13 protein-coding genes are annotated in these 12,255 nt (G+C 70.8%); 9 read left to right on the top strand and 4 right to left on the bottom strand.

All coding sequences use genetic code 11. The annotated features are described in order from the left end of the window. Nucleotides 1-260 (bottom strand): AMP-binding protein (locus tag ACWDS7_RS40885; RefSeq protein WP_451933655.1); only part of this gene is annotated, 260 nt, incomplete at its 3' end. Between the two features lie 141 nt (nt 261-401). Beyond that, nucleotides 402-602 (bottom strand): MbtH family protein, encoded by a 201-nt coding sequence (locus ACWDS7_RS40880; RefSeq protein ID WP_451933654.1) that lies wholly within the window; start codon nt 600-602, stop codon nt 402-404. A 239-nt stretch (nt 603-841) separates the two neighbouring features. Between ACWDS7_RS40880 and ACWDS7_RS40875 the strand changes: the two genes are divergently transcribed. After that, nucleotides 842-1,360, top strand: coding sequence for a YbhB/YbcL family Raf kinase inhibitor-like protein (locus ACWDS7_RS40875; protein ID WP_306869780.1), 519 nt, complete (start codon nt 842-844; stop codon nt 1,358-1,360). 335 nt (nt 1,361-1,695) lie between these two features. On the opposite strand, the gene lysA is transcribed toward ACWDS7_RS40875, so the two are convergent. Beyond that, nucleotides 1,696-2,976: a diaminopimelate decarboxylase gene (gene lysA / locus ACWDS7_RS40870; RefSeq protein WP_451933653.1), complete on the bottom strand. Its 1,281-nt coding sequence runs from the start codon at nt 2,974-2,976 to the stop codon at nt 1,696-1,698. A gap of 144 nt (nt 2,977-3,120) precedes the next feature. Here lysA and ACWDS7_RS40865 point away from each other — a divergent pair, with 144 nt between their 5' ends. From ACWDS7_RS40865 to ACWDS7_RS40840, 6 genes are all read left to right on the top strand, one after another. After that, nucleotides 3,121-4,005 carry an ABC transporter substrate-binding protein gene (locus tag ACWDS7_RS40865; protein WP_451933652.1) on the top strand — a complete coding sequence of 295 codons (885 nt, stop codon included), beginning with the start codon at nt 3,121-3,123 and terminating at the stop codon, nt 4,003-4,005. Next, nucleotides 3,996-4,916, top strand: coding sequence for an amino acid ABC transporter permease (locus ACWDS7_RS40860; RefSeq protein ID WP_306869787.1), 921 nt, complete (start codon nt 3,996-3,998; stop codon nt 4,914-4,916). Before ACWDS7_RS40865 ends, ACWDS7_RS40860 begins: the two co-directional genes overlap by 10 nt. After that, nucleotides 4,913-5,680 (top strand): amino acid ABC transporter ATP-binding protein, encoded by a 768-nt coding sequence (locus ACWDS7_RS40855; protein WP_306869789.1) that lies wholly within the window; start codon nt 4,913-4,915, stop codon nt 5,678-5,680. The genes ACWDS7_RS40860 and ACWDS7_RS40855 overlap by 4 nt, the downstream gene beginning before the upstream one ends. Further along, nucleotides 5,677-7,281, top strand: a complete 1,605-nt coding sequence (locus tag ACWDS7_RS40850) for an N-acyl-D-amino-acid deacylase family protein (protein ID WP_451933651.1) — start codon at nt 5,677-5,679, stop codon at nt 7,279-7,281. Before ACWDS7_RS40855 ends, ACWDS7_RS40850 begins: the two co-directional genes overlap by 4 nt. A gap of 67 nt (nt 7,282-7,348) precedes the next feature. Next, nucleotides 7,349-8,161, top strand: a complete 813-nt coding sequence (locus ACWDS7_RS40845) for a serine hydrolase (protein ID WP_451933650.1) — start codon at nt 7,349-7,351, stop codon at nt 8,159-8,161. A gap of 340 nt (nt 8,162-8,501) precedes the next feature. After that, the gene (locus ACWDS7_RS40840) at nt 8,502-9,713 is read left to right on the top strand and encodes a phytase (protein WP_451933649.1); all 1,212 of its coding nucleotides are present in this window, start codon (nt 8,502-8,504) and stop codon (nt 9,711-9,713) included. 55 nt (nt 9,714-9,768) lie between these two features. On the opposite strand, the gene ACWDS7_RS40835 is transcribed toward ACWDS7_RS40840, so the two are convergent. Beyond that, entirely contained in the window at nt 9,769-10,938 is a 1,170-nt protein-coding gene (locus ACWDS7_RS40835) for an ABC transporter substrate-binding protein (RefSeq protein ID WP_451933648.1), read from the bottom strand. 215 nt (nt 10,939-11,153) lie between these two features. On the opposite strand from ACWDS7_RS40835, the gene ACWDS7_RS40830 reads away from it, so the two are divergent. Both ACWDS7_RS40830 and ACWDS7_RS40825 read left to right on the top strand, forming a co-directional pair. After that, the gene (locus ACWDS7_RS40830; protein WP_451933647.1) at nt 11,154-11,897 is read left to right on the top strand and encodes a GntR family transcriptional regulator; all 744 of its coding nucleotides are present in this window, start codon (nt 11,154-11,156) and stop codon (nt 11,895-11,897) included. 122 nt (nt 11,898-12,019) lie between these two features. Continuing rightward, the coding region (locus ACWDS7_RS40825; RefSeq protein WP_451933646.1) for a Gfo/Idh/MocA family oxidoreductase at nt 12,020-12,255 on the top strand (236 nt) is incomplete at its 3' end.

The following is a 12,255-nucleotide window of genomic DNA, read 5'->3' as shown; positions in this document are numbered from 1 at the left end:
GGCACGTAGGTGCCGCCGGCCTTGACCACCGCCAGCAGTGTCACCACCGTCTCGGCCGAGCGCTCCATCAGCACCACGACCGCCGACTCGGGGCCGACCCCGGCGGCGCTCAGCCGCCGGGCCAGTGCGTTGGCCCGCGCGTTCAGCTCCGCCGCCGACAGGCGGACCGCGCCGCAGACCACCGCCTCGGCCTCCGGAGCCGCCGCCACCCGCGCCTCGAATGCCTCCACCAGGTCGTTTCGGAAGGGGAGCGGGTTCACGGTATCTCCAGAGCTTCATGGCACGGTGGCACGGCAGACGGAATCGATGACGGTGATGCCGGTCAACCACACGGAATGACGGCATGCTGTGAACGCGACTCGCGATGGAGGCGGCCGGCAAGTGCGGAGCTTGGCAGCCGTTCAGAAGGTGGAGAGGCTGCGGGGACGCATGTCGGTCCAGCTCGCATCGATGAAGTCCAGACACCCCTGGCGGGTGTCATCCCCGTGCACGACGTCCCAGCCACGGGGAACGTCGATGGACACGGGCCAGAGAGAGTGCTGTCCCGTGGTGTTCGTCAGGACGAGGTAACGGCCGTTTCCGTCCTCGAACGGATCGTTCATACAGACTCCGTATTTCGGATGCGGCTTTTTGAGCCATTTAGTCAACCGGAACGCAGGATCGCTGCGTGGTAACCGGAGGCGGCCGAAAGCATCGTATTAGCGAATTGGTGATCTAAAAGCGGAGTATGCCGTCAAGGACTACGGAAGTGTCAACCCTTGACAGAGTGCGAAAAAGGGGCCAAGATCCCCTGCTGCCGGGTGCTTCCGGTGTAAAACGGGGGCTGGGGAAACGGGGAACAATGGCCGAGCGCGCACCGCTGCCCTACGAATATCTGCGCCGGGTCCCGGCGTTCACGGTCGTCAGCGACGACCTCGCGGACGGGGGCGTCCTGCCCGACGCGCACGTCTACGAGTCCGGCAACCTCTCCCCGCACCTGCGCTGGTCGGGTGCCCCGGAGGGGACGAGAAGCTACGCGGTGACCTGCTTCGACCCCGACGCGCCCACCGGCAGCGGCTGGTGGCACTGGCTGCTGGTCGACATCCCCGCCGAGGTGACCGAGCTGCCGCGCGGTGCCGGGAGCGGTGCGATGGAGGGTCTGCCCAAGGGGGCCGTCCACGGCCGCAACGACTACGGCGCCTTCGACTTCGGCGGGGCCGCGCCGCCCCCGGGTCCGCCGCACCGCTACGTCTTCGCCGTCCACGCCCTCGGTGTCGAGAGCATCGAGGTCACCCCCGACCAGACGGCCGCCGTCTTCGGCGGGACGGTCAACCACCACGCCCTGGCCCGCGCGGTGCTCGTCGCCGAGTACGGCGTGTGACCTGGCAGGGCGTGCGGCCTGGTACGGCGCGCGTCCTTGAGCGGCGCGTGATTCCGCGCGTTATGCGACCTTGTGTGACGCGCGATCCCGCGCGGCGGGTGTCCTGGTGGGGCGGTGCGATCCGCCTCGCCGGCCTCCGAGGGTGAGAACGGCCACCGGCCTCCGAGGGTGAGAACGGCCACCGGCCGGTCATTTCCGGTCCGCCATTTCTGGGCCGGTTATTTCTGATCCAGCTGTTTTCGGTCCGACCATTACGGGGCCGGGCCGGCCCTCCAGAGCCGGACCGGCCCCGCGCCCCGCGGTGGCCGGGCGCGGGGCGGGGATCGGGACGCCGCTCAGACGTAGAGGCGGAGCAGGTCCTCCTCGGTCTCCCGGCGCACGATCACCCGGGCCGTCCCCTCGCGGACGGCGACCACCGGGGGGCGCGTCACGTGGTTGTAGTTGCTGGCCATCGACCGCTGGTAGGCCCCCGAGGCGGGGACCGCCAGCAGGTCGCCGGGCCGTACGTCGGCGGGCAGCGGCAGGTCGCGGACGAGCACGTCGCCGCTCTCGCAGTGCCGGCCGACCACGGTGACCTCGCGGAGCGGGGCGTCGGAGGAGCGGGAGGCCAGGAGCGCGGTGTAGGCGGCGCCGTACATGGCGGGGCGGGGGTTGTCGCTCATCCCGCCGTCCACGCTGACGTAGGTGTTGACGCCGGGGATCTCCTTGACCGTGCCCACCTCGTAGAGGGCGACGGCGGTGGGACCGGCGATCGAGCGGCCCGGCTCCACGGCGAGCCGCAGGTGGTCCGGGACGGTCGCGCGCAGGGCCGCGACCACCTCGGCCGGGCGCGGCGGCACCGGGTCGCCGGGCCGGTAGACGATGCCCAGGCCGCCGCCGAGGTCGAGCTTGGGGATCGTCACGCCGTGCTCGCGCTCGGCGGCCAGCAGGAAATCGGCCATCCGGCGGGCGGCCAGGGTGAAGCCGCCCAGATCGGTGATCTGCGAGCCGATGTGGGAGTGCAGCCCGGTCAGCTCCAGTGAGGGGGCGACCAGCACCCGGCGGACCGCCTCGGCCGCCAGGCCCGCGCTGAGCGAGAACCCGAACTTCGAGTCGTCGCCCCCGGTGGCGATGAACTCGTGGGTGTGGGCCTCCACCCCGGGGGTGACCCGGATCATCACGCGCTGCCGGACCCCCGCCTCGCCGGCCAGCGCGGCCAGTCGCTCGATCTCGGCGAAGGAGTCCACGACCACGCAGCCGACGCCCCAGGCGACGGCGCGGCGCAGCTCGGCGACCGACTTGTTGTTGCCGTGGAAGACCACCCGCGAGGGGTCCATGCCGCCGGCCACGGCCACGGCCAGCTCGCCCCCGGTGCACACGTCGAGGCAGAGCCCGGCCGCATCCAGCCAGCGCACCACCTCGGGGCAGAGGAACGCCTTGCCGCCGTAGTGCACCTCGCCGTCGGGCAGCGCGTCCCGCCACTCCGCGCAGCGGCCCTGGAACTCCTCCTCGTCGAGGACGTAGGCGGGCGTGCCGAATTCGGCGGCGAGCTCCCGCACGCCGATCCCGCCGATGCGCAGTTCCCCGCCGGTCCATGCCGCGGTGCGCGGCCAGCCGTTCTCGATGACCAAGCTCATGCGGTCGAAGTTAGGGCTTCATGGCTTTTGTCCGGTCCCAGCGTCGAAGGTTTCGATGCTGAGGCTCGCAAGCATTCATCTGCGTTGGGGCTGTTACCTCCCGCCGACAGCATGAGCTCATCAATTCGCAAACCGGGAGGTTCTATGACAAAGCGCCTGTATTCGGTTATCGCTGTCGCGCTGGCCGTATCGGCGTTCGCCGGTGGCTGCGGGCGCTCGTCGTCGGGGACCGACGCCGGCGCGGGCGCCGCCTCGGCGGCGGGCAAGACCGCGAAAGACCTGGTGCCCGAGACCGTGCGCAAGACGGGCAAGCTCCGGATGGCGACCTCCGAGGGCTACCCGCCGATGGAGATGTACAAGCCGGGCACCCAGGAGCTCACCGGTGTCGACCCGGACCTGGCCGCCGCGATCGCGGCCAAGCTCGGCCTGGAGGTGACGGTGACCAACGCCGCCTTCGACGGCCTCATCCCGGGTCTGCAGGCGGGCCGGTGGGACGTGGTGATGTCCTCGATGAGCGACACCGAGGAGCGCCGGGCGGCCGTCGACTTCGTCGACTACTTCAACGCCGGCGGGGCCATCATGGTCAAGAAGGGCAACCCCGAGGGCATCAAGACCCTTGAGGACCTGTGCGGCCGCACCGTCGTGCTGGCCAAGGGCAGCTCGAACCTCGCCATCGGGCAGCGGCAGGACGAGAAGTGCGCCAAGAAGATGCAGATCATGCAGAGTGAGGACGCGCCGACCGGCCTGCTCAGCATCGACTCCGGCCGCGCGGCCGCGACCATCGTCGACTCACCCGTCGCGGCGATGTACGCCAAGGACACCGGCAAGTACGACGTGCTGCCCGAGCAGTACGACGCCGGCCCCTGGGGCATCGCCGTCGACCGCCGCAACACCGCGCTGCGCGACGCCGTCGCCAAGGCCATGCAGGAGCTGACGGCCGACGGCGGCTACAAGGCGGTTCTGGACAAGTACGGCGTCGCGAGCAACGCCGTACCCGAGGTGATGGTCAACACCAAGCCATGGAAGTGACCAAGACCCCCCAGATCGCCGAGGCCGCGCACCTGCCGATCGACGCGGTCCGCCCGCCGCGGCCCGGCCGGTGGATCGCCGCGGTGGTCGCCGCGTCCGCCCTGGTCTGGCTGGCCTACACGATCATCGTCAACGAGAACCTGCACTGGGACGTCATCGCCGAGTACCTGATGGACGGCAGGGTCCTCGGCGGCCTGTGGGTCACGGTCCAGCTCACCGTGCTGTCAATGGTGATCGGCCTGGCGCTGGGGATCCTCGCCGCGGTGATGCAGCTGTCCGGCAGCCCCGTGCTGCGCGGCGCCTCCGGCCTCTACACCTGGTTCTTCCGCGGCACCCCGCTGCTGGTCCAGCTCATCTTCTGGTTCAACATCGGGCTGGTCTTCCCCTCCTTCGGCATCGGCGTGCCCTTCGACGGCCCCAAGCTGGTCGAGTGGCAGGCCAACGAGCTGATCACGCCCTTCACCGCGGCCCTGCTCGGCCTGGCGATCAACGAGGGCGCCTACATGGCCGAGATCGTCCGGGCGGGCATCCGCTCGGTGGACCCCGGCCAGCGCGAGGCGGCCGAGGCGCTCGGCATGTCGCACCGGCAGGTGCTCCGCCGGGTGGTGCTCCCGCAGGCGATGCGGGTGATCATCCCGCCCACCGGCAACCAGTTCATCTCGATGCTCAAGACCACCTCGATGGTCTCGGTCATCGCCGGCGCCGAGCTGCTGACCGTCTCCCAGCGCATCTACCTCGGCAACTTCGAGGTGATCGCGATGCTCATCGTGGCCTCCATCTGGTACATCGTGCTGACCACCATCGCGAGCGTCGGCCAGCACTTCGTCGAGAAACGGTTCGAGCGCGGTCACCACGCGCTGCGGACCAGGGTCCGCCGCAACCTGCGGCCGTTCGGCAGGGGGAACGCATGAAGGGCGAGCCCATGGTGAAGATCCGCTCGGTGCGCAAGTGCTTCGGCTCCGTCGAGGTGCTCAAGGGCATCAGCCTGGACGTGCCCGAGGGCGGTGTCGTCTGCGTCGTCGGCCCGTCCGGGTCCGGCAAGTCGACGCTGCTGCGCTGCGTCAACCGGCTGGAGACCATCGACTCCGGCCGCATCTGGGTGGACGGCGACCTGATCGGCTACGCCGAGCAGGGCGACCGGCTCCACCACCTGCGCCCCGCCCAGCTCTGCCGCCAGCGGCAGGAGATCGGCATGGTCTTCCAGCGCTTCCACCTGTTCCCGCACCGCACGGCGCTGGAGAACGTCATGGAGGGCCCGGTGGTCGTCAAGGGAGCCGCCAAGGCCGACGCCAGGAGGAAGGCGCTGGAACTGCTGGAGCGGGTGGACCTCGCCGGCCGGGCGGACCACTACCCCGCCCAGCTCTCCGGAGGCCAGCAGCAGCGCGTGGCGATCGCCCGCAGCCTGGCCATGGACCCCAAGCTGATGCTCTTCGACGAGCCGACCAGCGCACTCGACCCCGAGCTGGTCCAGGAGGTGCTCGCGGTCATGCGGGACCTGGCCGCCAGCGGCATGACGATGATGGTGGTGACCCACGAGATGGGCTTCGCACGCGAGGTCGGCGACAACCTGATCTTCATCGACGGCGGGGTGATCGTCGAGCAGGGACACCCCCGCGACGTGCTCGCCAACCCGCGCCACGAGCGCTTCCGCGCCTTCCTCGGGCAGGTGCTGTGACCCACTTCGACCTGCTGCTCCGGGGTGGCCTGGTGGTCGACGGCACGGCCGGACCGGATGCCTCCCGGCACGCCGACGTCGGGGTGGCCGCCGGCCGCCTCACCCTGCTGCCGCCGGGGGCCCCCGCCACCGCGCGCGAGAGCGCGGACCTGTCCGGCCTGGTCCTCGCCCCCGGGTTCATCGACGTGCACACCCACTCCGACGGCGTCACCCTGATCGACGGGGAGCTGGGCGGCGACATGGTCCGGGCCGCCGTCCTGCAGGGGGTCACCACGGAGATCTGCGGCAACTGCGGCTCCAGCCTCTTTCCCGCGCTGCCGGAACGGCTGGCCGCCATGCGTGCGGAGAGCCGGGTCTACTTCGGCGGCGACGTCGGGATGCACGAGGGCTTCGCCGAGTTCGCCGCCGCCCACGCCGCCGTGCCCCGCGCCAACCACCTCGCCTCCCTGGTCGGGCACGGCACGCTCCGCGCCGGAGTGATCGGCCCCGTCGACCGGGCCGCCACCCCCGGTGAGCTGGAGACCATGTGCGCGCTGCTCGACCGGGCGCTGTCGCAGGGCGCGGCGGGGCTCTCCACCGGGCTCATCTACACTCCCGGCACCTACGCGAGCACCGACGAGGTCGTCGCGCTGGCGGCCGTCGCCGCCCGGTACGGCAAGCCGTACGTCACCCACCTGCGCGACGAGATGTCGCGCGTGGAGGAGGCGCTGGAGGAGGCCGTCGAGATCGCCCGCAGGAGCGGCGCCCCGCTGCACGTCTCCCACCACAAGACGGCCGGCAAGTACGCCTGGGGACGCACCCGGCGCACCCTGCCCAGGATCGCCGCCCTGCGCGCCGAGGGCATGGACGTGACGTGCGACGTCTACCCCTACACCGCGGGGAGCACGGCACTGGGCGCGATGCTCCCGCCCTGGGCCTCCGACGGCGGCATCGCCGCGCTGACGGCGCGGCTGGCCGACCCCGGCCAGCGCGACCTGATGCGGCGGGCCATCGCCGAGGGCGTCCCCGGCTGGGAGAACACCGTCGGCAACGGCGGCTGGGACCGCATCTCGATCGCCTGCGCGCCGCGCCACCCCGAGACGGAGGGCCAAACGGTCGCCGAGCTGGCCGCCGCCCGCGGCCAGGACCCCCTCGACCTGGCCGCCGCCCTGCTCGTCGCCGAGCAGGGCGAGGTCACGATCATCAGCCATTCCATGATCGAGGACGACGTGCGGCGGGTGCTGGCCGCGCCGTACTCGATGATCGGCTCCGACGGCGTGCCCAAACCCGGCGGCCGGCCGCACCCCCGCTGGGCGGGCACGTTCCCGCGCGTGCTCGGCCGCTACGTCCGGGAGCTGGGGCTGCTGAGCCTGGAGACGGCGGTGCACAAGATGACGGGCATGGCCGCGGCCAGGTTCGGGCTGGCGGGACGCGGTGTGATCAAGGACGGCGCCCACGCCGACCTGGTCGTCTTCGACCCCGGCTCGATCGCCGACGGCGCCACTTTCGCCGACCCGCTGGTCCCCCCGGCGGGGATCCACCGGGTGATCGTCGCCGGTGAGACGGTGATCAGGGACGGGGCCGAGACCGGCGCCCGGCCCGGGGCGGTGCTGGCCACGTGAGAGGGGACCTCGCGCCGCCCGCGGTCGCGGCCTCTGCAAGGATGACGGGTTCCGGAAGGACAGGACGATGACAGAGCTCGACGCGGCGTGCGAGGGCGGCGCCTGCACGGTGGCCGTGTCGGTGCCGGGACTGATCTCCCTCGACGAGGACACCGAGCTGACCCTGGCGAGCACCGGCAAGCTGCTGCTGCTGGCCGTGGTGGCCCGGGCGATCGCCGCGGGGGAGCTCGACCCCGCCGAGGTCGTGGAGATCCAGGAGGACGACCGTTGCGGCGGCTCCGGCCTGCTCGGCGTCCTGTCCGCCCGCCGCTGGACCGTCGGGGACCTCGCCGTGCTCACCGCGTCGGTCAGCGACAACACCGCGACCAACGCGCTGCTGCGCCGGCTCGGCCTGGACCGGGTGGCCGAGGGCGCCGCCGGGCTCGGCTTCGCGCGGACGCGGATCCTCGACCGGATCCGCGAGCCGCGCCTGCCCTCCCATCCGCCCACCTTCGCCGTCGGCACGGCGGGGGAGCTGGCGCGGTTCGCGGCCGGGCTCGACGGCAGGCAGGAGTGGACCCGGCTGCTGCTGGGCTGGATGGCGCACAACACCGACCGGAGCCTGGTCCCCGCCCTGCTGCCGCACGAGCCGGAGGACCGGCGGATCCCCGGGTCCGTCCCCGCCGGGACGGTCTGGGTGGCCAACAAGACCGGCACCGACACCGGTGTGCGGGCCGACGTCGGGGTGATGATCGGCCCCGGCGGCCGGATCGGCTACGCCGTGCTGGCCAACGGTCCTGCCGGCAGCGAGCACACCCTGGTCACCCGGGCCCGCCAGGCCGGACTGGCCATCGGCCGCCTGGCCGGCCTGCCCGCCGACGCGGCGGATCTCGCCACCTGACCGGCGCCGCCGGTGCGGCGTTCCTGATGCCGGACCGGCCTCGGCCCGGGTCCACGGCGTTCCACGCCGGGGCCCGGGCCCGTCGTTTTCAGCGGGCCGCTCCGGGCCGGGCGGTATCCCTTCCCCGCGCTCTCCCTGTGTCCTTCCCTGTGCTCTCAGACATCGGATGATCCCATGCTCGTAGCCTTAATATGTCATGACATAAGGATGTCCTATTGCTTTGTCGTAAATTCGTAGTTACGTTCTTGTGCGACACCACCCCCAACGAGGAGGCGCGATGCGTCCCCTGTCCAGGCTTTCCCTGGCAGTCCTTACGTTCTCGCTGGTAGGAGCACTATCGGTGCCGGCCACAGGGCAGAGCATCCCGTCGGCGGACCCGGAGCTGGAGACCCCCGCCCTGTTCGACGACGAGACGGGCGGCAACGCCAACGGTGACGACCCGGCCATCTGGGTCCACCCGTCCAGGTCCGACAGGAGCCTGGTGATCACGACGGCCAAGGAGGGAGGTCTCTACGTCTACGACCTCGACGGTGAGCAGCTCCAACATCTCCCCGCGCCCTCGGCGCCGGGACCCGACGACGAGACCGGGCGCTTCAACAACGTCGACGTCACCTACGGCTTCGGCGGGCGGGACCTGGCGGTCGTCTCCGACCGCGGCCGCGACCAGCTCCGGATCTACGCCGTCGCCCAGGGGCAGCTGACCGACGTGACCGACCCGGCGGCGCCGTTCGTGTTCAACACTACCCAGCAGCAGGTCAACGATGCGGAGACGGCCTACGGTCTGACCACCTGGAAGGACTCCACCGGCACCTACGCGCTGGTCAGCCGCCGGCACAGGTCCTCGGTCGGCCTGGTCAAGCTCCTCCCCAAGCCGGGCGGCAGGGTCGGATACCAGCTCGTCAGGACGCTGGACCTGCCCGCGTCCTTCACCCTGCCCAACGGGCAGAGCTGGACCCCCTGTGACGAGCCGGGCAGGCAGCCGCAGGTCGAGGGCATGGTCGTGGACCAGCAGACCGACGTGCTCTACGCGGCCCAGGAGGACGTCGGCATCTGGCGGATGCGGGCCGACCTCACCGGGACGCCGGTGCTCCTGGACAAGGTCCGCGAGTACGGCGTGCCCGCCACCTACGATCCGGTGGCCGATGAGTGCGTCCCCGGTGCGGACCCCGGCTACGGCGGCCGGCACCTGGCGGCCGACGCCGAGGGCCTCACGATCTACTACCGGGACGGCCAGAAAGGCTACCTCCTGGCCTCCAGCCAGGGTGACAACACCTTCGCCGCCTACCGCAAGGAAGGTGCCAACACCTATCTCGGGCAGTTCCGCGTCGGGTCGCACGACGGCGTCGACGGCGTCGAGCACAGCGACGGCTCGACTGTGCTGAACGTCCCGCTGGGCGACTTCGAGGAGGGCCTGTTCATCACGCACGACGGCGCCAACACGCCGGCCGTGCCCGACCGGGAGAACACGAACTTCAAGTTCGTCGGCTGGGAGAACATCGCCGACGGGCTCGACCTGGACGTCGACACCGACGGCTGGGACCCGCGCGACTGAGAACGAGGGAAGCCCCCGGCGACCTGACTCGCCGGGGGCTTCTCCGTTCACCGGATCATCCGTGGTTGACGCGCCAGAAGTCGGAGACCGTCTGGCGGTTCTGGAGGTCGCCGAGCAGCCCCTTGGGGTCGGTGTGGAAGAGCCGGGCCTGCCAGTCGTCCAGCCCGGGCGGGGTGACCAGCGGCTTGACCGTGGCGTTGCCGGAGACGCCGCCCTCGCCGATCTCGTGCTTGACGCCCTCCTCGGTCATGATGAAGTGGACGTACAGCTTGGCCGCGTTGGGGTGCCTGCTCTTGGTGGCGACCGCGACATACTTGGGATAGCTGAAGCCGGCGAACGGCGTCATCGCCGCGCACGTCGACTGGGCGTATCCCTTGTCCTCGTTGTTGCGGAACTTCGAGATCGACATGAAACCGATCTTCTTGTCGGTGGCGCCCGGCGCGCCCACCGCGCCGGAGATGTCCTCGTCGGATCCGGTCAGCACCGGCCTGTTGCCCGCCACCCGCTTGATCCACTCGTAGGCGGCGCTCTTCTCCCCGGTCTCCAGCGCCTTGCCGTACTTCGCCTGGTAGGCCTGTTCCAGCGCCTGGTTGCCGTGGGCGTCGAGCTGGGTGAAGAACGATAGCACGGTCGGTTTGCCCAGCGGATCCTGCATCACCAGCTTGCCGGCCCACTCCGGCTCGGTCAGGTCCCACACGTTCTTCACCGGGCACCCGCCGGGGGAGAGCTTGGTGTTGTAGGCGAAGACGGTGGCCTTCGACAGCGCCAGCAGCGGGCTGTGGTTCTCCTGCGGGATCTGGTCCTTCAGGTCGGCGGGCACCCAGGTCCGCGCCACGTCCTGCGGGATGAGCTGGCCCACCAGCACCCCGCCGTCCTCGTACATCGCCGCGTCGATCGTCACGTTGTCGGCGGCGTGCTCCCTGGTCATCTTCTCGGCCGTCTGCGGGGTGTCGGACTTCACCCCCTCCATCGCGATGCCGTACTTCTCGGTGAACGCCTTGGCCACCTCCTCGATGTCGCCGCTGGAGTCGTAGACCAGCAGGCCGCCCTCCTTCTTGGCGGCCGCGACCAGCGCGTCGAGGTCGAAGTCCGCGTCGACCGAGGGGCCGGGCAGCGGCGTGGCCGCCGCCGTCCCGGGCGGGGCGCCGGCGCCCGTGGAGGGCGCGCACGCGGCGACGGCCAGTGCCAGCAGCGCCGCAGGGATGATCTTCCGGGTACGCCTCACGATGGCGTCACTCCTCTTGCCTCTCAAGGGGTCGCATGCGCCGCGCAGAGCCCCGATCCGGCGCCGCAGTGCGCTCAACGATGAACGTCATGTGAACAATTTGTCAAGACATACTTACCTTTGTGAAACGCTCGGCGCGGTCCCGTCGCGTACCTCGTGGACGGGCGGTGACGGGACATTGGTCAGGACATCCTGATGTCCATTACTGTCTGACCGTGACTGTGACGAGATTGGACATCGACCTCGACAGGTCGAGCCCCGTGCCCCTCTACTTCCAGGTGGCCGAGCGGATCGCCGAGGCGATCCAGGCCGGTGAGCTGCTCCCGGGAGCCCGGCTCGACAACGAGATCCAGCTCGCCGACCACCTGGGGCTCTCGCGCCCGACCGTCCGCCAGGCCATCCAGTACCTCGTCGACAAGGGGCTGGTGGTCCGCAAGCGTGGCGTCGGCACGCAGGTCGTGCACGGCCAGGTCAAGCGGGCCGTCGAACTCACCAGTCTCTACGACGACCTGCGCAGGGCGGGGCAGGAGCCGGTCACCCGGGTGCTGTCCATCGGCACGGTCGCCGCCGAAGAGGACGTCGCCGGCGCCCTGGGTCTCCCGCCGGGCACCACGGTGCTCCGGCTGGAACGGCTCAGATACGCGCTGGGGGAACCGCTGGCCCTGCTGCACAACTGGCTGCCGGTCGGGCCGGCCCCCCTGTCGGCCGAGGCGCTGGAGGGACGGGGACTCTACGAGCTGCTCCGCGCGACGGGGGTCCGCATGCGGGTCGCCAACCAGCGGATCGGCGCCCGCGCCGCTACCCCGGTGGAGGCCCGGCTGCTGCAGGAGCGCCGTTCCTGCCCCCTGCTCACGATGGTCCGCACGGCCTATGACGACCAGGGCAGGGCCGTGGAGCACGGCTCCCACGTCTATCGCGCCTCCCACTACTCCTTGGAGGTCACCCTCGTGGAGCGCTGACCGCGCCCGCCGTCCGGTGCCTCAGTCTGGTGATGATGATAGATAGTCCGAATGTCAGGACAAAGTCTTGACTGCCACCTGTCGTTCATCTAGAACTGGAGGCCCCTGGACGAGGAGTCACCATGCGTGTGGGCTTGCTGGGCCTTGGCCGTATAGGCGCGTTTCACGCCGCCACCCTCGCTGCTCTTGTCGACGAGCTGGTCGTCTCCGACGCCGACCGGAGCCGGGCCGAAGCGGTGGCCGGACAGCTCGGGGCCCGCGTCGGCGACGCCTTCGACGCGGACGCGGTGGTGATCGCGACTCCGACGGCGGGTCATGCGGAGCTGCTGCTGCGGGCCTGTGAGCTGGGGGTGCCGGC

It is taken from the genome of Streptosporangium sp. NPDC003464 (assembly GCF_053588315.1).
The sequence above is the reverse complement of the archived record's forward strand: the minus strand, read 5'-3'. Positions and strand labels throughout refer to the sequence as shown.

Bases quoted from the DNA above. Each gene is read 5' to 3' on its own strand.
- ACWDS7_RS40875 (WP_306869780.1), top strand. From the start codon at position 842: ATGGCCGAGCGCGCACCGCTGCCCTACGAATATCTGCGCCGGGTCCCG.
- lysA (WP_451933653.1), bottom strand. From the start codon at position 2,976: ATGAGCTTGGTCATCGAGAACGGCTGGCCGCGCACCGCGGCATGGACC.
- ACWDS7_RS40880 (WP_451933654.1), bottom strand. From the start codon at position 602: ATGAACGATCCGTTCGAGGACGGAAACGGCCGTTACCTCGTCCTGACG.
- ACWDS7_RS40855 (WP_306869789.1), top strand. From the start codon at position 4,913: ATGAAGGGCGAGCCCATGGTGAAGATCCGCTCGGTGCGCAAGTGCTTC.
- ACWDS7_RS40860 (WP_306869787.1), top strand. From the start codon at position 3,996: ATGGAAGTGACCAAGACCCCCCAGATCGCCGAGGCCGCGCACCTGCCG.
- ACWDS7_RS40845 (WP_451933650.1), top strand. From the start codon at position 7,349: ATGACAGAGCTCGACGCGGCGTGCGAGGGCGGCGCCTGCACGGTGGCC.
- ACWDS7_RS40865 (WP_451933652.1), top strand. From the start codon at position 3,121: ATGACAAAGCGCCTGTATTCGGTTATCGCTGTCGCGCTGGCCGTATCG.